Source organism: Pseudomonas sp. S49, from assembly GCF_009866785.1.
GTDB lineage: Bacteria > Pseudomonadota > Gammaproteobacteria > Pseudomonadales > Pseudomonadaceae > Aquipseudomonas.
The window spans coordinates 1753866-1774795 of the sequence record NZ_CP019432.1; the positions used below are offsets into that span (position 1 = coordinate 1753866).

The window sequence follows — 20930 nt, forward strand, 5'->3', positions numbered from 1 at the left end:
TCGGGTGATTCATCAGCGTTACGTAGCGTTAGTGGGCGTATTGCTTTGATCGGGATGCGGAAGTGCTTGATAGCACTGATGTTTCCGAAAGAAGCCACCTGCGAAACGAACTGTTGAAGGTGCGAGCGTCGCCTCCAACAACCCGGTTGAGCCATGGGCTGCTTCGCTTACCAGTGCCGACGGTGGTCGGCAGCGGAGGATTTCACATGGCAACGCTCATCGGCACAGTCACTAAAGTCATTGGCCAGGTTTTCGCCCAGTCAGCCGACGGTACCAAACGCGCACTGGTTGAGGGGGATCGCCTGTTTGCCGGCGATCAACTGATCACCGGCGCAGAAGGCGCCGTCGCCGTTCACCTGCAAAACGGCCAGGAACTGACCCTCGGACGCGGCAGCAGCATGACCATGACCGGTGAACTGCTGGCGGGTCAGGCGGCGCATGTCAATGCCGCTGAGGCCGTGACCCCGAGCGACGCGCAATTGACCGACGTCGAGCAGATCCAGAAAGCCATCGCCGCCGGGGACGACCCGAGCAAAACCGCTGAAGCCACCGCGGCCGGTCCGAATGCCCCGGGCGGCGCACCGGGAGAGGCGGGCGGCGGCCACAGTTTTGTTCTGCTGACCGAAGTGGGCGGACGGGTCGACCCGATCATCGGTTTCCCCACCGCCGGGTTCGGCGGTATTCCCGAATTCCCTGAAGAACGCCACAACGCGGTGATCGACAACGGCGATGACACCCCGGCTGTGGTGGTGCCGCCACCGGTGAACAATCCGGTGACCCTCACCGGCCTGAATGTGGCGGGCGGCGAACTGAACCTCAGTGAAGCCAATCTGCCTGACGGTTCGTCGGCCAACCCGGGTGCACTGACGCAAAGCGGCAGCTTCACGGTGTTGGCGCCGGATGGTCTGACCAGCCTGAGCATCGGCGGCATCAACGTTATCGTTGGCGGTGTGCCGATCGGCTTCCCGCAATCGATCACCTCGCAACTGGGCAACACCCTGACCATCACCGGCTACAACCCGGCGACTGGCGTTGTCAGCTACAGCTACACCCTCAACGGCAACGAAACTCATGCGGCCGGCGACGGCGTGAACAATCTCAGCGAACAATTCACGGTGATTGCCGGCGACAGCAATGGCGACACCGCGACCGGCACGCTCGACGTCAACATCACCGACGACGTGCCAAAAGCCTTTGATGACAGCAATGGCACGGCATCTGAAACGCAACTGACACTGACTGGCAACGTGTTGACCAATGACGTGCAAGGTGCTGATCGCGTGCCAACCGGTCCGGTAACCCCGGGCACTTTCACCGGCACTTACGGCACCTTGGTGCTGAATGCCGACGGCACGTACACCTACACGCTGAACACCAGCGACGCGGACTTCAAAAACCTGCACGGTGGCGGCAATGGCACGGAAACCTTCGCCTACACCATCACCGACTCGGACGGTGATACCAGCTCCGCCAACCTCGTCCTGCAGATCCACAACAACGACGATCCAGTGGTCATCAATGGCCTGAACGTCGAAGGCGGGGAGTTGACGGTCTACGAGAAAAACCTCAGCGACGGCAGCGCACCGGATGCCACCGCGCTGACTCAAAGCGGCACGTTCACCATCACTGCACTCGATGGTGTAACGACGCTCACTGTCGGTGGCATCGCCGTCGTCACCAACGGCGTGGCCGCAGGTTTCCCGCAATCGATTACTACACCGCTCGGCAGCACGCTGACCATCACCGGTTTCAACGCCACCACCGGTGTGGTTAGTTACAGCTACACCCTGGTCGACAACGAAGCGCATCCAACCGCCAACGGCGCGAATAACCTGCCTGAGCAGTTTGCCGTCACCGTGGTCGATGACAACGGCACCACTGCCAACGGCACGCTCGACGTGAACATCACCGACGACGTACCCAAAGCCTTTGATGACAGCAATGGCACGGCGTCTGAAACGCAACTGACACTGACCGGCAACGTGCTGACCAACGACGTGCAGGGTGCCGACCGCGTGGTGACCAATGAAAGTGCCGGGCCGATCACCGCCGGAACATTCACCGGGACTTACGGCACGCTGGTCCTCAACGCCAACGGCACGTACACCTACACTTTGAACACCAACGACGCCGACTTCAAAAACCTCCACGGCGGTGGCAACGGCACGGAAACCTTCGCCTACACCATCACCGATTCCGACGGTGATACCAGCACTGCCAACCTCGTCCTGCAGATCCACAACAACGACGATCCGGTAATCATCAACGGCCTCGACGTGAATGGCGGCGAACTCACCGTCAACGAAAAAAACCTCAGCGACGGCAGTGCGCCGGATTCCACCGCGTTGACCCAAAGCGGCACGTTCACCATCACCGCACTCGACGGCGTAACAACGCTGACCGTCGGCGGCATCGCTGTCGTCACCAATGGCGTGGCTGCAGGCTTCCCGCAATCGGTCACCACGCCGCTGGGCAGTACGCTGACCATCACCGGTTTCAATGCGACCACCGGCGTGGTCAGCTATAGCTACACGCTGGTCGACAACGAAACGCACCCGACGGCCAACGGCGCGAACAATCTGCCGGAGCAGTTCGCCGTTACCGTAGTCGATGACAACGGCACCACCGCCAATGCCACTCTCGATGTGAACATCGTCGATGACCTGCCAAAAGCTGTGGATGACAGCAACGCCGGCACCGCATCGGAGACCCTGCTGACGCTGACCGGCAATGTCCTGACCAATGACGTGCAAGGTGCGGATCGCGTACCGAGCGGCCCGGTAACCCCGGGCACTTTCACTGGCACATACGGCACCTTGGTGCTCAGCGCCAATGGCACTTACACCTACACCTTGAACACCAGCGATGCCGACTTCAAAAACCTCCACGGTGGCGGCAACGGTTCGGAAACCTTCACCTACACCATCACCGATTCCGACGGCGATACCAGCACCGCCAACCTCGTCCTGCAGATCCACAACAACGACGATCCGGTGATCATCAACGGCCTCGACGTCAATGGCGGCGAACTCACCGTTTACGAGAAAAATCTCACGGACGGCAGCACACCGGACGCCACCGCGTTGACCCAAAACGGCACGTTCACCATCACTGCACTCGACGGTGTCACCACGCTGACTGTCGGCGGCATCGCCGTGGTCACCAACGGTGTAGCCGCAGGTTTCCCGCAATCGATCGTCACGCCGCTCGGCAGTACGCTGACCATCACTGGTTTCAATGCGACCACCGGCGTGGTCAGCTACAGCTACACCCTGGTCGACAACGAAGCGCATCCAACCGCCAATGGCGCGAACAACCTGCCTGAGCAGTTCGCCGTCACCGTGGTCGATGACAACGGCACCACCGCCAATGCCACCCTTGATGTGAACATCGTCGATGACCTGCCAAAAGCCGTGGATGACAGCAACGCCGGCACCGCATCGGAAACCTTGCTGACCCTGACTGGCAATGTCCTGACCAATGACGTGCAAGGTGCTGATCGCGTGCCAACCGGTCCGGTAACCCCTGGCACTTTCACCGGGACTTACGGCACCTTGGTGCTGAATGCCAACGGCACTTACACCTACACCCTGAACACCAACGACGCCGACTTCAAAAACCTCCACGGCGGCGGCAACGGCACGGAAACCTTCGCCTACACCATCACCGATTCCGATGGCGATACCAGCACGGCGAATCTGGTTCTGCAGATCCACAACAACGACGATCCGGTGATCCTCAATGGCCTCGACGTCAACGGTGGCGAACTCACCGTCTATGAGAAAAACCTCAGCGACGGCACCAGCCCCAACACCCCGGCGCTGACCCAGAGCGGCACCTTCACCGTCAGCGCCCTCGATGGTCTGCAAACCCTGACCGTGGGTGGCATCAACGTGGTCACCGGTGGCGTGGCCGCAGGCTTCCCGCAATCGATCGTCACGCCGCTCGGCAGCACGTTGACCATCACCGGTTACAACCCCGCTACCGGTGTGGTCAGTTACAGCTACACCCTGGTCGACAACGAAACCCATCCAAACGCCAACGGCGCCAACAGCATCACCGAGAACTTCAACGTCGTCGCGACCGACACCGATGGCAGCACCGCCAACGGCCAGATCAACGTCAACATCGTCGATGATTTGCCGAGCGCTCATCCTGATTCTGCTTCGGTGGCAGAGGGCGGCACGGTCAGTGGCAATGTCCTGAACAATGACATCGGTGGCGCCGACGGCCCGGCTGTGACCGGTGCCGTGGTCGGCGTGCGCGCCGGCTCCGATACCTCAACCTCGGCCATCGGCGGCCTCAGCAGCAACATCAACGGCACCTACGGCTACCTGACCCTGGACGCCAACGGCAACGCGGTCTATCACAGCAATCCCAACGTCGTGAACGGCCCGGGCGCAGTGGATGTGTTCACCTACACCGTGCGCGATTCCGACGGTGATGAAAGCACCACCACCATCACCATTGATGTCTACAACAGCAAGCTGTGCGCGACCAGCGACACCGACGTCACCGTCTACGAGAAAGCGCTGGACCTGACCAAGGACGGCGCGGATCTGGCGCCCGGCACGGTCACTGGCAGCGACCCGACCAGCACCGGCGAAACCGCGTCCGGCACCCTGGTCGGCTCGGTCACCGGGGCGGTCGGCGCGATCAGCTATGCGCTGGTCGGCAGCGCCACCGGCAACTACGGGCAGATCGTCCTCAACCCCAACGGCACGTACACCTACACCCTGACCTCGCCGGCGAGCACCACGCCGCATGCCGACGATGGCGCCAACAGCCTGAGCGAAACCTTCACCTATCAGGCCACCGATTCGCTCGGCAACATCGTCACCAGCACCATTGTCGTGAATATCGTCGATGACGTGCCGAAAGCCGTGAACGACAGCAACGCCAACAGCGCCTCGGAAACCCAGCTGACCCTGACTGGCAATGTGCTGAGCAACGATGTGCAAGGTGCCGATGTGGTCGCGACCGGACCGAATGCCGGACCGATCACCCCCGGCACCTTCACCGGTACTTACGGCACCCTGGTGCTCAATGCCAACGGCACTTACACCTACACGCTGAACCCCAACGATGCCGACTTCAAAAACCTGCACGGCGGCGGTAACGGCAGCGAGACGTTCAGCTACACCCTGACCGATGCCGACGGCGACACCAGCACTGCCAGCCTGGTGCTGAACATCCACAACAATGACGATCCGGTGGTGCTCAATGGCCTCGACGTCAATGGCGGCGAACTCAGCGTTTACGAGAAAAACCTCAGCGATGGCACCAGCCCCAACACCCCGGCGCTGACCCAGAGCGGCACCTTCACCGTCAATGCGCTCGATGGCCTGCAAACCCTTACTGTGGGCGGCATCGCCGTGGTCACCAACGGTGTTGCCGCAGGCTTCCCGCAATCCGTCGTCTCGCCGCTGGGCAGCACCTTCACCGTCACCGGTTACAACCCGGCGACCGGTGTCGTCAGTTACAGCTACACCCTGGTCGACAACGAAACCCACCCGAACGCCAACGGTGCCAACAGCCTCACCGAGAACTTCAACGTCGTGGCGACGGACACCGATGGCAGCACCGCCAACGGCCAGATCAACGTCAACATCGTCGATGACCTGCCGACTGCCAAACCCGACACCGGCTCGGTGGCCGAGGGCGGTACGGTCAACGTCAGCGTGCTGGGCAATGACATCAGCGGTGCCGATGGTGCAGCGACGGTGGTCGGTGTGCGTGCCGGCAGCAACACCGGCACCTCGGCCGTCGGCGGCCTCAACAGCAACATCAATGGCAACTTCGGTTACCTGACCCTCGACGCGGCCGGCAACGCCGTTTACCACAGCAACCCGAACTCGGTGAGCCCACCGGGCGCCACCGACACCTTCACCTACACCATCCGTGACAGCGACGGCGATGAAAGCACCACGACCATCACCATCAACGTTGCTGACAGCAAGCTGGTGGCCTCGGTCGATCAAGACGTGACGGTCTACGAAAAAGCCCTCGACCTGAGCAAGGACGGAGCGGATCTGGCTCCCGGTACGGTCACCGGCAGCGACCCGAGCAACACTGGCGAAACCGCGACCGGCACACTGGTCGGCGCCGTCACCGGCGGCAGCGGCGCGATTACCTACACCTTGGTCGGCAGCGCCACCGGCACCTACGGGCAGATCCAGCTCAACGCCGACGGTACCTACACCTACACGCTGACCTCGGCGCCGAAAACCTCGCCGGGCGCCAACGACGGGGCGAACACCCTCAGCGAAAGCTTCACCTACAAAGCCACCGATGCACTGGGCAACAGCACCACCAGTACCCTCGTGGTCAACATCGTCGATGACGTGCCAAAAGCCGTGGCGTCGGATCGTTCGGTGGCAGCGGTGGAGATCGACTCCAACCTGCTTATCGTCCTCGACATCTCCGGCAGTATGGCCGACGCCTCGGGTGTGCCGGGCCTGTCGCGGCTGGACCTGGCCAAGCAGGCGATCAGCGCCTTGCTCGACAAGTACGACGACCTCGGCGATGTCAAAGTCCAGCTCGTTACCTTCAGCAGCAACGCCACTGACCGAACCTCGGTGTGGGTCGATGTCGCGACCGCGAAAACCATTCTCGCCGGCCTCACCGCAGGCGGCGGCACCAACTACGACGCCGCGGTGGCGGTGATGCAAACCGCGTTCAACACCTCGGGCAAACTCACCGGGGCGCAGAACGTCGGTTACTTCTTCTCGGACGGCAAACCCAACGAAGGTGACATCAACGCTGCTGACGAAGCCGCGCTGAAAAACTTCCTCGATGCCAACAACATCAAGAACTACGCGATTGGCCTGGGCAGCGGCGTGAGCAACGCCAACCTCGATCCGCTGGCGTATGACGGCATCAGCCACACCAACACCAATGCGGTGGTGGTGACCGACCTCAATCAACTCAACTCGGTGCTGTCGGGCACCGTCCAAGGCGCGCCGGTCACCGGTTCGTTGCTGGGCGAGGGCGGCACCTTCGGCGCCGATGGCGGCTTCATCAAATCCATTGTCGTTGACGGCACCACTTACACCTATGATCCAAAAGCGCTCAGCGGCCAAGGCTCGTTGACGCCAAGTGGCGGCACCAATCACGGCACCTTCAACACCGCCAACAATACGTTGAGCATCGCCACCAATAACGGCGGCACACTGCTGATCAACCTCGACACCGGTGACTACACCTACACCTCGCAGAAAACCACCGCTGTGGTCATCACCGAGAACATCGGCTTCACCCTCAGCGACAACGACGGCGACCTCGCCAGCTCGATGCTGACGGTAAAAGTGATCCCCAATGCGCCGCCAGTGGCGGTGGATGACCACGTCATCACCAACGTGCTGTCGGGCAACATCGTGGTGCCGGGCGAGCTGCTGCTGGCCAACGACACCGATCCGAATGGCGATACGCTCAACGCCACACCGACTACTTTCAACACCGGTTGGATAGCGAAGGGCGCGGATTTCACCGGTACCGGCGCGATTACTTTCAACGGCAACAGCAACACCGCCGCCAACCAGACCCTGGCCGATGTGCGCAGCGCGTTTGCGGCCAACACGGCGGCAATGACCGCCGTGCTGGTGATCAGCGGCTACCTCGGCGCGGTGACCAACGCCAATGCCAACGATGAAGACCTGATCACGGTCAAACTGAAACAGGGCGAAACGCTGAACCTGGATCACAACCTGGCGGCCGGGCATATCACTATGGAGTACTCGCTCAATGGCGGCGCGTTCGTCGCGATTGCCGATGGCGGCACGATCACTGCCAGCGCCGATGGCACCTACCAGATCCACGTCACCAATATCAGCAACCCCAACGGCGGCGGTAACCCCAATACGGCAGAAAACTATCAACTGACCATGACGGTCAACTACGCCGGGGCCCACGACATCACTCCGGACTTCCACGGCACTTACACCGCCAACGACAACCATGGCGGCAGCGACACGGCCAACGTCAGCATCAGCTATCAGGACGGCCACACCCTCACCGGCACCTCGGGGGATGACGTGCTGGTGGCCGGCAGCGGCGACAACATCATCAACGCCGGCGACGGCAACGATGTCCTCAGCGCCGGTTCAGGCAACAACGAACTGCACGGCGGTGCCGGTAACGACTTGCTCTACAGCGGCCCGGGCAATGACCTGCTCGACGGCGGCACTGGCATCGACACCGCCAGCTACGCCCACGCCACGGCTGCCGTCACCGTCAACCTCGGCCTGCTCGGTGCGCAAAACACCCTCGGCGCCGGTACCGACACGCTGACCGGCATCGAAAACCTCGTCGGCTCGAACTTCAACGACACCCTCACCGGCGATAACAATAACAACGTGATCACCGGCGGCCTCGGTAATGACATCCTCAACGGTGGCGGCGGTGACGACCTGCTGATCGGCGGCATGGGCAACAACACCCTGACCGGTGGCGCAGGGGCCGACACCTTCCAGTGGCTCAAGGGCAACAGTGGCCATGACCTGATCACCGATTTCACCCCCGGCACCGACAAGCTCGACCTGTCGCAACTACTGCAGGGCGAAAACGGCACCAGCGCCTCACTGGACGACTACCTGCACTTCACCGTCACCGGCAGCGGCGCCTCGGTGATGACCAGCATCGACGTCAGCGCCATGGCCGGCGCCACGCCGAACCAGACGATTGATCTGGCCGGCGTCAACCTCGCCAGTCACTACGGCGTCACGCCGGGGGCGGGCGGCATGGTGGCTGGCGGGCATGACACGGCGACGATCATCAGCGGCATGTTGAATGATCATTCGTTGAAGGTGGATACGGTGTAAGCGCAGTCTGAAACGAAAAACCCGCCGTTCCGTTCAACCGGGGCGGCGGGTTTTTTCTACCTGAAGGCAGGGCGTTGTTCCTCCGTCAGTCTGCGCGAGCAGGCTCGCTCCCACATTGGAGCGCGGTTAACTGTGGGAGCGAGCCTGCTCGCGAAAGCGCCGGATCTGACTCCGAATAATTCAGCGATTGATCACACCTGCATCAACCCGGCGGATTTTGCCGTAGCCGTAGGCGATGACGCGAGGTCGTGTAGCTCGATTTGTTGCCTGCGCGGTTCTGATAAGCGCACATGTTTAATCCCCCTGCGTACGAGCATTGATTCCGACGAACGGTAGCAAAACCTGTAATTTCTGACAGTAGGCAGCGCCCGGCTTTGCGCATTAAATCGAACCCATGCAGCGGCGGTATCACCCTGTTGATACCCGCACACCAACGTTTGGTTAATTGTCGCGGAGCGTCCTACATGCAGCCCCCGGAACACACACAAGGCCCGCACAGTGCAAATCCGCAACCATCAGGAGTCACCGCTTTGCCGGTTCCGCAAGTGCCGGTCATTCTCAAGGACGAACACGGTGCAGAAAGTCCCGACGGACTGTTGCCGCGTACGGAGTTGAACCGTGATCTGCAGTTGATTGTTCCAGCGTGGAGCTTCTCAACCGATCCTCTTTTCAGGCGCGATATTGTCAAAGTGGGATTTCGCCCGTTTGGGGATGAATTTCGCGAGGTCGATGAATTTGAGTTTTTTATACCTATCGAACCCGGGGACAAGATCGTATCAGTCCCCAGGGACTATCTGGACAATGGCATCTACGACCTGTCTTACATCCTGATCCAGGGGGGCAACCCTGCTGAGTCCGCTAAAAAACGTATTACCGTGGACAGGGTGGCCCCGGATGATGGTCAGGAACCCGCCTTGCTGGAAATGCTCGATGTCGTCGGCGCTATCACCGACGACTACTTGAAGGAACATGGGCAGGTTCGTTTTCAAGTGCGCAGTTATGTGGGAATACAAGCCCGGGACAGAGCCATTTATTTCTGGACCGATACGGATAAACCTTCCGACTCGGAAACCGAGATTGATGAACAGGAATTCAGTCAGACAGACATTGACCTTGATGAACTGTTTATCACCATGCGCGAACAGGACATTCGTGATCGGGGTGAGGGGCCCCGTTATATCTACTACCGTCTACGAGACTGGGCGGGTAATAAAGGCCCCAGATCAGAACTGTTGCAACTGTTGGTCGATCTGAACGCGGCGCCCGGAAATCTCAAGCCGCCTCGCGTGCCGTTGTCGGACAGAGGGTTGATTGACCGCCAGCATGCCCGTGAAGGTGCGGTGGCTCAGGGTGCCGTGACGGTAGAAATCGATCGTTATGACAATCCAGGTAGTGACAACGAAATTCTGCTCGACTGGAATGGCACACCGCTAGCGCCGGTGCCGGTTGATCCTTCCAGCTTTCCCGTGGTCGTGCCAGTGTCTTGGCCAGCTCTTACGGCTAAAGGGCTGGGGCCCTTGACGGCGTCGGTGACTTACAGAGTGCGACGTCCTGCAGGTACCACACAACCCTCTCTGGAAACCCGGGTTCCCTTGGATCTGACCCTCGCAGGGCAGGACCACGCCAATGCCCCGGCATTGCTCAACCCTGATCTGGCAAAAGTAGAAATATACGGCGTCAATTCGAAACACCTCAACACGCTGACGTCGGCTGATTTTGGCGAGCCTGCCGAAGGGATTCTAGCGCTGTTTGATGCGCCACTTGCCGGGCAGACAATCAGCCTGTTCTGGGGAGCAATCGCCACCCCTGCAGCACAATATATCGTCCAGCCCGGTGATGTAGCCGGTAAGCGCGTGCCGTTCAGCATTCCCTGGTCGATCATTGACCAGGACCGGGAAAACCCTGCATTACCGGTCTATTACACGACCAGCAACAACGTCAATCTGCAACAGGCTCTGACAACGTCAGTCAATGTATCGATTGTGGTGATCGACAACCTGAAAGAGCCATCCTTTCCGCATGCGAACAAGAATGGTGTTCTTGACTGTTGTGCATGTCCGCGACTCTGGAAAGGGGTCTGGGTGAAAATCGAGGGGAATGCCGCCTTCGACAAAGATGATGAAGTGACTCTGCATTGGCAAGGATCTGAAGGGCTGAATGGCTCTGAACCTATTCCCGGAGTGACAGACGAGTTCCCCACGATATTGAATGACGCGCAAGCGCGTGATGGCTTTGAAGTGCATGTCGCGGACTTTGAACGTTTGATTGCCCCTATGGTGAATGATGGCTCTGCACTGTGTCATTACACACTTAAGAAAGCCAAGGGCGGCGTGGGCAGTTCAAAAGAGGAGTTCGTCATTATTAATAGAACCCTGCCCAGCGGTATTGTCTGTTCCGATAAGGAGGGCGAGGATTACTGTGGTTCGCCCTGCGAGAATTCCGGATGGGGTAAAAAGTTTGCAGAACACTTGTCTGCGAAGTTGCCAGGCTTGTTGAAATAAGCAGTTCCTGAATTTCACGTTTCTCGTGTCTGACTCAAGTAATGCCTTTCAGTGACAAGAAGTTAACCAGTGCCAAACGTATGCCTGCGTTGTTGCGTATGCGTGGGCGTCTTCTCCAGGAGCGATAAAATGACCGTTTATAAAAAACTCACCCCCGCACAGCAAAGTCGACTGGATTACAAGAGAATCCGCCTTGCAGCCCCGAAGATGGATGCAGACCCCCCTCAAATACACCCTGATAATCCCTTGCTGCCTGATCAAGTCGGTGATGGCAAGAATCAGGTTCCGCTTTCATTACAGGGCTTGGAATTGAAAGTAAATATACCTCGGCCTCCACGAGCAGGTGATATACCCTCCGTGCCGGGGCTTATTGATTTGATGTGGAATGGCACGAGGTTGCCACAAACGCGATATAGCTACACCACGCCTCTTGACGCTGGCATTCTCTTGATCCCTATGACGCTGCCGGCCAACCTGACCGACAGAGAGGGTAAACATGAATTGAGCTACTACCTCAGTCAAGGCGGGAACATTGGTGTCGTAACACCCGTGGAGATTAATGTTGACAGAAGCCCGCCGCTGCCGATAACAGAGGTCAATGTTCCCACCGAAGTAGAGCGTGACGGTATCACTAAAAAATATCTCGACGATAATGGTCATGTGCTGATAACTGTTCAGGAATATGCCGGCCATATGCTCAATGATGTGGTTGATTGTTTTATTGGCACTTCCGTACCTTTGCCGACGTTGATTGGAACAATTACTCGTACGGATCTGGCTACGCCTCTGGAATTTCAACTGACCGCGGCAATGCTGGACGATGAAGAGGGAGTAAGGGCTATTTATTGGCAGGTGACGGATCGCAAGGGCAATAAAAGCCTTCATTCACCTTATAAGCGCTTGAACGTCACGCTGACAGATCCTCCTGCAGGTTTGCTGCCGCTGGATATTCCCCTGTATAGCGACAACCTGATTGATTTGGAAGATGCTCAGCAACCGATTGGCGTCGGGATTAAAGATGAATACACCAACTTCATTGATGGCGATCAGTTGGAAGTCACTTGGGATGGCCAGTTACAGTCGGCGGTCACGATTCCCGGGTTTCCCTTTTATGTCGATGTGCCCTTCCGCAATGTCTTCAACGGCAATGCCGGCCTGAAGACTGTTACAGCCAGTTATCAGATACGGCGCAAGGGTGTCGCTCATCCTCTTGTTCCGGTCGAGCTGGACAACATCAGCGTGGATTTGCGCAAGCCAGGCGCGCCAATAGATCCCGACAAGCCAGGCAACCCGAACCCCGATCTGCCAACAGTGTCAGTACAAGGCAACGATGGCGGGCTTCCCAATCAGTTGAGGGAGGCTGATAACACTGGCCCGGTAATTGTAACGGCTACGCTCTATACCGAGGCCAAGGAGAATGACGAAGTACAACTTTACTGGAAAGGTGAGCCGGTAAGCGAGGCAGACGGCGGGATTGTAAAAATCGGTGCTACGCTTCCAGCCGACTTGGAATGGACTGTTCTATGGAAGGTTTTCGAGGACGCAGGTAACGGTAATCCGATCAAGACCCATTATGTGATCAGCCACGATGTAAACGATAACGTGGATGTTTCGCTCGCGACGGATGTTGATGTACTCGTTCGTGACGGTGTCGTCCCGGAGGTGAAGTTCCAACACCTCGATGACGACTTCGGCTTGCTGAATTGCTTGTCTTTGCGAAGGGATAGCGTTGCCGGCGTTGTAGTCGAAGTGTTGGTCGCGGGGGGCGAGCCTCAATTGGCAGATAAGGTATTGACGTTCACTTATCAAGGCTACATTGACGACGGAAGCACAACTAAACCCGATACCGAAGCCAAAGTTACCTACACCCCCTCCAGTCAGGAAGCAACCGCCGGGTTCATTGTAAAGATTCCCTATGATCCGGCGATCCTGACCACGGAAAACGCGTGGGGAGGCATAAGCTACTCGGCTGTTATTGATGGGCGCGACACACCCTCTGCAGAACATGTGGTAAGGGTTTATATGGTTGATCCGGCGGGCGGTTCATGCCCCCTACCTTAAGAAGGTGCTGAAGTCGCCAAGGAAGGTACTGCATGTACCTTCCTTTTTAAATAGTTAACGAGTAGCCAGTGGAAAATGGTTACGAATTTTTTAAGGACTTTTACCCTGTGAACTTCAGAAAAATCCTACGTTGGTTGGATTGTGGCATTCGGTATTGTTCGACGCTGAATTGTCTGGCGGGTAAACAAATTTGCCGGAGTTAATTAATCGAAGGATAGTCAATCATGAAACCCGAAGTCTTTTCATTTTGCAGAATCACTTCCACCGGAAGCTTTCGAATGCTGGTAGCGATACCGGCATTTTTTTTGTTGGGTTCACCCGCGTTCGCGGTCATCGTCGATAACAGTACGCTGGATGTGGACTCGACAGTGCCGCCCACTGATTACCTGGTGCGCAATAACGGAGTACTGAATCTTGCCCAGGCCATGACTCATACCCTGAATGTGATTTCCGGATCGACACTGAACATCAATGGTGCCACGGTGAATGCTGAAAGTGGCATTGAGGGAATTTCCATCACGGCCAGTCGAGGCAATCTTGTGCAGGCCGATGTCACCAGCGACTCGATAGGAATGATGGTCAATCGGTCTTTCTCTTCGACGCAAGGGTCGACTGTCACCGCGACTGACAGTCAATTCAGGGGGGGCGAAGCCGGGATACAGATAACCGCGTTAAGCAACCTGATACTGATCGGCAGTGAAGTGACGGGACAGGCCGCGGGCAGTGTCGGCCTGAGTATGATCGGCGGTGAAGTGCACGCTACAGCCGGTACTCGTATCAGCGGCGACCGGGCGGGTGTGCGGATGGTCAACGACTCGTCCGTTTCAGGCAGCAATACGCTGGTACTGGACGGTGCCAGTATAGAGGGACGCAATGGGCCGGCGATAGAGGTTGCCGGTGGTGCAGACGTCAGCATCGAGGTGCTGAACAACTCCACTTTGCAAGGTAGCGCTAATCAATTGCTGGCGGTTCAAGAGGCTTCGACCGCCGCGGTAAAGGTTGGCAACAGTACGTTGATTGGCAACTTTTCAGTGACGGGTTCCAGCACGGCTGATTTCATTTTCGACCGAGGCGATATGACCGGAGACATGCTGGTTGAGGACGGCTCGACGGCCAACGTCACCTTGCAGAACCAGTCGCAGTTCACCGGTCGTCTGGACAAGGTCGCCAGCGTCAACATCAATGACAGTTCAAACTGGACCTTGACCGGCGATGACTCTGTTGGCGCAATGCGCCTGGAGGGCGGCCGGGTTACTTTCGGCGCAGCGCAGGCACCCACAACCTACTATCAACTGACGGTCGGCGCACTTGCCGGTACCGGCACGTTTGAGATGAAAGGTGATTTTGCCAACGGGCAGAGTGATTTCCTCAATGTTCTTGGTCAGTCAGAGGGGCAGTTCGATCTCGCGGTGAAGGCTTCGGGGCTGGATGCGGCGTCGCCTCAGCAATTGACGCTAGTGCGTACCGGCACAACCGGTGGAGCGAATTTTGCGCTGGCCGGCGATCAGAGAGTGGATGTCGGGACCTGGTCGTACGGTTTGGCCAGTCGGGAAATCGAGGGGGGAGCGAAGGAGTGGTTTCTCGACCCGACCACCGAAGTCATCAGCCCCGGCGCGCGCTCGGTACTGGCCTTGTTCAACACAGCCCCGACCGTCTGGTATGGCGAGTTGAGTTCGTTGCGCAGCCGCATGGGCGAATTGCGTTTCAACGGTGGCCAGGCCGGCGGCTGGATCCGCACCTACGGCAACAAGTACAACGTTGCCGATGGCTCGGGCGTGGGCTATCAGCAGACGCAACAGGGTTTGTCCCTTGGCGCCGACGCTCGACTGGGCGAAAGCCAGGTGCTGGTCGGGGTACTCACCGGCACGAGCGAGTCCGATCTGGATCTTGATCGCGGTACGTCGGGAACGGTGAAAAGTTACTACGTCGGGCCTTATGTCACCTGGCTCGACAGTGATACCGGTTACTACTTTGACGGCGTGCTCAAGTTCAACCGTTTTCGCAACGAGTCCAAGGTCAACCTGAGCGACGGCAGCCGGACCAAAGGTGATTACGACAACTGGGGGGTAGGCGGTTCTGCCGAGTTCGGTCGGCATATCAAACTGGCCAACGACTACTTCGTCGAACCGTTCGCGCAACTGTCGGCGGTGCAGATCCAGGGCAAACACTACACGCTGGACAACGACATGGACGCCGACGGTGATCGTATGCGCTCACTGCTCGGCAAGGCGGGTGCCACGTTCGGACGTAACATCGCACTCGCTAACGGCGCTGTCGCCCAACCCTATGTGCGCGCGGCGGTTGCTTATGAATTTGCGACCAACAACGAAGTGAAGGTCAACAACAACGTGTTCAACAATGACTTGTCCGGCTCTCGGGCGGAGTTTGGGGCGGGGGTGGCGGTGGCGATGTCCGAGCGGTGGCAGGTGCATGTTGATCTGGACTATGCCAATGGGGAGCATATCGAGCAGCCTTACGGTGTGAATCTGGGATTGCGGTACAGCTTTTAACTACTGCTTGTTAAAGGGAAAGTGCCTCGTAATCAACGAGACACCTTTACGACGGCCGCTGTTCTGTCGAGGAGCAGCGGCCTTGTCATTTTTGTTAATCGGTTTTGCCAGATGCCGAAGCCATCCGCTGTCCAATGCTGCCGCCAGCATGGGGAAGGATTCCCTCCTTGGCGCAATGGCGCGCCTTCATCGGGTTTGGCTTGGGATTTTTGTTGGCAGGTATGGCTCCTTCGCGAGCAAGCCCGGTCCCACATTTGAAATGCTCAAGGTGTGATGCCCACTCCGGGTATTACATTCAGGTTCATAATCGCTCTTTCTTCCCCTGTAACCAGATTTCTACAGTGATAGTACGGATTGGGGTTGGGCCAATAAAGGATCGACTCATTAGACCAGTAGAATGAATTACCCAATGGCCAACGATTTCCAAAAGAACTGCTTATTGCTCGTAACTCGCCCATTGAAGGCAACCTCAGGCCTCGACTTTTTGCCTCATCCCCTACCCTGGACAACCAGTTTGCGCTTAATCCATAACATTGCGTAACCGCTGTTACCGTCACCAAATAGCTTTTCCTTTGTCCCGCCTGATCCGTTACCGAAATCGTTGCACTGCCGTTACTTCGCGCAGTGACGAGTCCACTTTGCGAATCCACGTCAGCCACGTTGTCATTACTGGTGCTGTAAGTGTAGCGAGGTTGGCCACCACTCGCCTGGTGCTGCACTGAAGTGCCTGGGCCGAAGGCTGGCAATACAGGGCTTCCCGGAATGAGATAAATCCTGCCGCTCAAGGTTACGGGGTTGGTATTGAAGTACAGCGGCGGTATCACCGGCAGTACCGTAAAGGTACGAGCTGGCTGAGACTCCTGGCCGGTGCTGACAGCTTTGACTTTCAAGGAATGACCCCCCTCAAGCACCGCCAGTGTGGTGCTCCACGCGTCGCCGATCGCTCTCACCGTGTGCTTTGGATTGTTGTTGTCGTAGACCTGCACTTCACGGTTGGGCGTAACGTTGCCACGCAAGTTGACCAAGGTCTTTTTGGTTGTTCCACCATTGCCGATTTCACTGACGCCGTCATGCACAGACGTCAGCGTCGGCGCGATGTGGGCGGCGACCTTGAAGTCTCTCGCCGGGCTCTCCACCGGAACCGCGGCATACAGTGCCCGGGCCTTGAGGCTTTGGTCGCCGATCGTCAAATGAGTGACAGACGCCGTCCATTGTTTATCGGCATTGACGTTGACCGGCGAGCCGACGGCAGTGCCATTGTTGTACATCTGGATCTGCTCGCGCGGGGTGGCTTCGCCTTCGACGGTGACCGCGTTGTCATAAGTCGTTTCATTCGGTCCCACCGCGCCGACCGAGTCAGTGACCGTGGTAATCGTCGGTGAAATAAAGGCTGCAACAGAAAAGACTCTGGGCGGGCTCGACTCTGGATTGCTGCCATAGTCGCCCAGCGCAGTGAGGCGGTAAGTGGTCGACAGGCTCAGGTTATTGAAAACGTATTCCCAATCGCCGCTGGCGATGACATCGATCGTATCGATGGCCGTGCCAGCGTTGCGCAGAATAATCTTTTCATTCGGGCTGGCCTTGCCCGTCAGAGTGACGCTCCGGTAGTAGGTCGTACCGTCGGCGGCGACTTCACCGCGCAGGTCAGTCACGCGAGAGATCGTCGGCGTGACCGCTTGTGCCACGACAAAATTGCGCGGCGGACTGGTCGCAGGGTCAATCTCGTATAACGCCTCGGCAGTGAGGCTGTAGGGGCGAACTCCCAGATCATTGAGGCGATGGTTCCAGTCACCCTTATCGTCGACATCAAGGGTAATGAGCGGCTGTTTGTTCTCCAGCAGTTTGACCTGCAGGTTTGGCGTCGCGCTGCCGGCCACCAGCACACTGTTGTCATAGGTGGTGGTCCCATGGGCAACGTCCCCCCGTGAATCGGTGACCGAAAGAATCGCCGGGGTCTCTGCGAATTTGACGGTGAATGTTCGCGGAACGCTGGACACCGGGTCGGCGTCATACATGGCCTTGGCGGTGATGCTGTAGGGTTTCTCGGTCAATGGACCGATCTCGCGGCGCCACGTGCTGTCGGCTTCCACCAGCGCCGTGCCCATCGATGTCGTCGGTCCATCGAACAGCTCGACCGTTTCGCCTCGCGTAGCGGTGCCGCTGACGGTGACCTTTTCATCGCGGGTTTTGCCAGCCTCTTCGACATCGCCCCGTGAGTCCGTCACGCCGGTGATGACCGGTTGCACGTAGTCGTAGCGGGTTCTGATGGTCAGGGGTAGCTGTGGGAATAAGCAGGCGATGTCCTCTTTTTCACTGCCATCGAATGCCACTTTGCAGATCAAACTGGCGGGCGTGGAGTGGCCCAGTTTCATCAGTTCGCTTCTGAGCAAGGTTTCGTTGAGGCCGCTGCTGACTTCGGTGGAGGTTATTTCCCGACCGGGGATTAGCGGGATAGTCAGGGACGCGCTTGAAGTTGTTTGTCCTGTCAGGTAGAACCAGACGCGCTGTTTCAGTGCAATAAAGGGCCATATAGCAAGGATGGCTTTAGCATCGCCACTGAATGTCATCAGATCCAGGATGTTGTCCTGTGCCTGGGGTACTCGCGGGTGGGGCAGTTCGTTTTCGGGGTCCTGAAAGTCTGAAACATACAGGTCGAGCATTTGCGAAGGCGTTGTGAGGGTATAGCGGGTTACTTCGTATTCAACCATCACCCTTTTCGCAATATTGGCGCCAATCACTGAAGGGGGTAAATGGAATTGCACGGTGCCTGTCGGACTGCCTGGCAGCTCCAGGTCGTCTGAGGTTCCTGCGCCAGGCGTCCCTAACCATTTCAGACGGATCATATCCTGAGCCGGGTTCATGCTGGGGTAGCTGACTTTGACGTCCACCCCGTTCAAACCATCCTTCGGGTTGAGGATTTTGTCGGGCGCCTGTACCACCTCGGGCGGCGGTAACTCACCGACCAGTTCTCCTATAAGCAAATTGAGCGTGGCCGAGTGCTCGTACCGTTTGTTCGAGGCACGCAATACCGTGTAGCGCACTTTCACGTACTGGCCGATGTTGGCCGTCACAAACTCTGCATCCACCCGAAAACGTACCGGTTGACCAGCAGTTACTGTGGTGATGGGCAGCCAGTCGCTGGTACTGGCAAAAGGATTGGGACTGCGCCAGTAATAAGTCAGTACATCACCCTTGAGGGTGTTCGCTTCGGCGATCAGCACATGGACAATATCGAACACCTTCGACGGATCCAGCACATCCCCCGGCGGATCGGCCTCTTCCACGACGGGTGCCGGCAGCGTCGCCCGGGCCTTTTCGACCCTGGCCAGCAACCGCTCGGATTCCCTGATGTCGAGGAGGCCGGGTGCATCGTTCGCGACCACGTAGAAAAGGTCGAGCGTGCCGTTATCAAGCACACTGATGTGCTCGGAATCGATGAATAACGTGACCAGGCCTTCCTTGGCTTCGTTGTCGCTGACGATATGCGGAACTTCATGCAGATAGTCATCGCCATTGGACTTGATGCCGGTCCATCTCAGACAGATCAAGTCGCCATTTTTCATGTCGTAGCGCACGTCGACAGTGGCGTAAAGCTCGTCCGGTTCGAGGGTATCGCCGATCAATTCCCGAATGCTCGGCTCCGGGAGGATGTTGACGTCGCCCTCTACCCGCGCAATGGTGCGCTTGGAAGACACCGGGTCGCCCCCGTCCTTTTTGTAGCGGATATAAGACGCATCGGCGCGACCCTGGGCGATGGCCCTGATTAACTCATAGGGCACCGGGATTTCCAGCACTGAGGGGACGTTATCAATGTCGCGGGTTTCGCTGCAGATGATCGGCTCACCGTTATTTGGCGGCGTGCCGATGAAGGTCATTTTCACGCTGTCGCCCACAGCGAAGTACTCGCTGCTGACATGGATCTGTATCGTCACCGGCAGTTTGTTCAGATCCCTGATGGTAATGACGCCGTGGATGGCTTCCTTGATGATCGGGGCCTCCAGACGCCCGCCCCCCGCGTCCACATTAATGTAGGTGCGTTTGGAGTGGCGGTCGGCCCAGTTCCAGACTTCGTCATTGATGTCGTACTTGATTTCCCGTCTGAGACCGTCGCCGGCACCGAGGATGGCGTCCTGATCAATGAGGATCTCGATCGGCTGCTGGCCGTCGGCTTGCGCCGGCGTGATGGGGTGTGCAGGAAGCGAATAGTCGCCCAGCTTTAAGCGGACCTGATCGTTACGCGTGCAAAACACATAATGAGGGATTGTGGCCAGCACACCTTTTTTAGCCCATTCGGCGTCTATCACGCCCTGTTCGACCAACTCGGGCGGCAGTTGCACGATGTTCAACTCTGAATGGCCGTCGGGCAAATGCGGTTCCTTGTCACGATCTCCCGGCCTGTCAAGCTTGACCCATATCCGCAAGGCCGCCGAGGGTGGGTCGGGTACAGTTGCGTCCACGCGGGTCAGCACATAGTGGCAGTTTTCAATCCACCCCGACTCGACAGGCGTCGGCAGATAAAAGAACACCCGTTGGTTGACTTCGTCGGCCTCAACGAATCGTTCGAGCACTTTCTCGTTGTTCGCATAGATCTCAAGCTTGTCACCGTCGCTCATGGGAGGCAGATAAGGATTGATGACGCACTGCAAGCCGTTGGGGTCATCGGTGGCGATCTTGATGCTGATCCCGCCATCGCCGTCTTGCACCGGCTCGACCATTCCTGGAATCAGCAGGGGACGCAGTGCCAGTGTTGCGGTGCTTTCCGTGAGGGGAGGGAAGCGAAAATTCTTGTGAGAAGGCATCAGGCAAGTCCTCTTGAAGAGCATTCAGGCGTCGCGTGGCGACGACCGGTGAAATCAGGCTCATTGAGGATCAGGGATCTTTCAGGCTCGGGGGCGTTGGCGAACATGGAAATGCACTCCTGTCGGATGATGGAGTGATTGAACCTGTGTGGATCGGTTTGCGCACCTGTCAGATCTGACAGGTGCATGTGGGAATCAGACGAGTGGTATCAACGAGGCACCGTTTCCCGCTCGTAATTC

Annotated in this window: 5 protein-coding genes; 4 read left to right on the forward strand and 1 reads right to left on the reverse strand. The window is 58.0% G+C overall.

What is annotated here, in order from left to right:
• The first annotated feature begins 206 nt into the window (after positions 1-206).
• From PspS49_RS07745 to PspS49_RS07760, 4 genes are all read left to right on the forward strand, one after another.
• Positions 207-8819, forward strand: a complete 8613-nt coding sequence (locus PspS49_RS07745; protein WP_160038741.1) for a retention module-containing protein — start codon at positions 207-209, stop codon at positions 8817-8819.
• Positions 8820-9283: 464 nt separating this feature from the next.
• Entirely contained in the window at positions 9284-11320 is a 2037-nt protein-coding gene (locus PspS49_RS07750) for a hypothetical protein (RefSeq protein ID WP_238786333.1), read from the forward strand.
• A 129-nt stretch (positions 11321-11449) separates the two neighbouring features.
• Positions 11450-13381, forward strand: coding sequence for a hypothetical protein (locus tag PspS49_RS07755; protein WP_174245048.1), 1932 nt, complete (start codon positions 11450-11452; stop codon positions 13379-13381).
• A 224-nt stretch (positions 13382-13605) separates the two neighbouring features.
• Complete coding sequence (locus PspS49_RS07760; RefSeq protein WP_160038743.1) at positions 13606-15891, forward strand: autotransporter outer membrane beta-barrel domain-containing protein; 2286 nt, start codon at positions 13606-13608, stop codon at positions 15889-15891.
• 263 nt (positions 15892-16154) lie between these two features.
• Here PspS49_RS07760 and PspS49_RS29790 read toward each other — a convergent pair whose 3' ends face one another.
• Complete coding sequence (locus tag PspS49_RS29790) at positions 16155-20690, reverse strand: Ig-like domain-containing protein (RefSeq protein ID WP_238786334.1); 4536 nt, start codon at positions 20688-20690, stop codon at positions 16155-16157.
• Between the last annotated feature and the right edge of the window lie 240 nt (positions 20691-20930).

Bases quoted from the DNA above. Each gene is read 5' to 3' on its own strand.
- PspS49_RS07745 (WP_160038741.1), top strand. From the start codon at position 207: ATGGCAACGCTCATCGGCACAGTCACTAAAGTCATTGGCCAGGTTTTC.
- PspS49_RS07750 (WP_238786333.1), top strand. From the start codon at position 9,284: ATGCAGCCCCCGGAACACACACAAGGCCCGCACAGTGCAAATCCGCAA.
- PspS49_RS07755 (WP_174245048.1), top strand. From the start codon at position 11,450: ATGACCGTTTATAAAAAACTCACCCCCGCACAGCAAAGTCGACTGGAT.
- PspS49_RS07760 (WP_160038743.1), top strand. From the start codon at position 13,606: ATGAAACCCGAAGTCTTTTCATTTTGCAGAATCACTTCCACCGGAAGC.
- PspS49_RS29790 (WP_238786334.1), bottom strand. From the start codon at position 20,690: ATGCCTTCTCACAAGAATTTTCGCTTCCCTCCCCTCACGGAAAGCACC.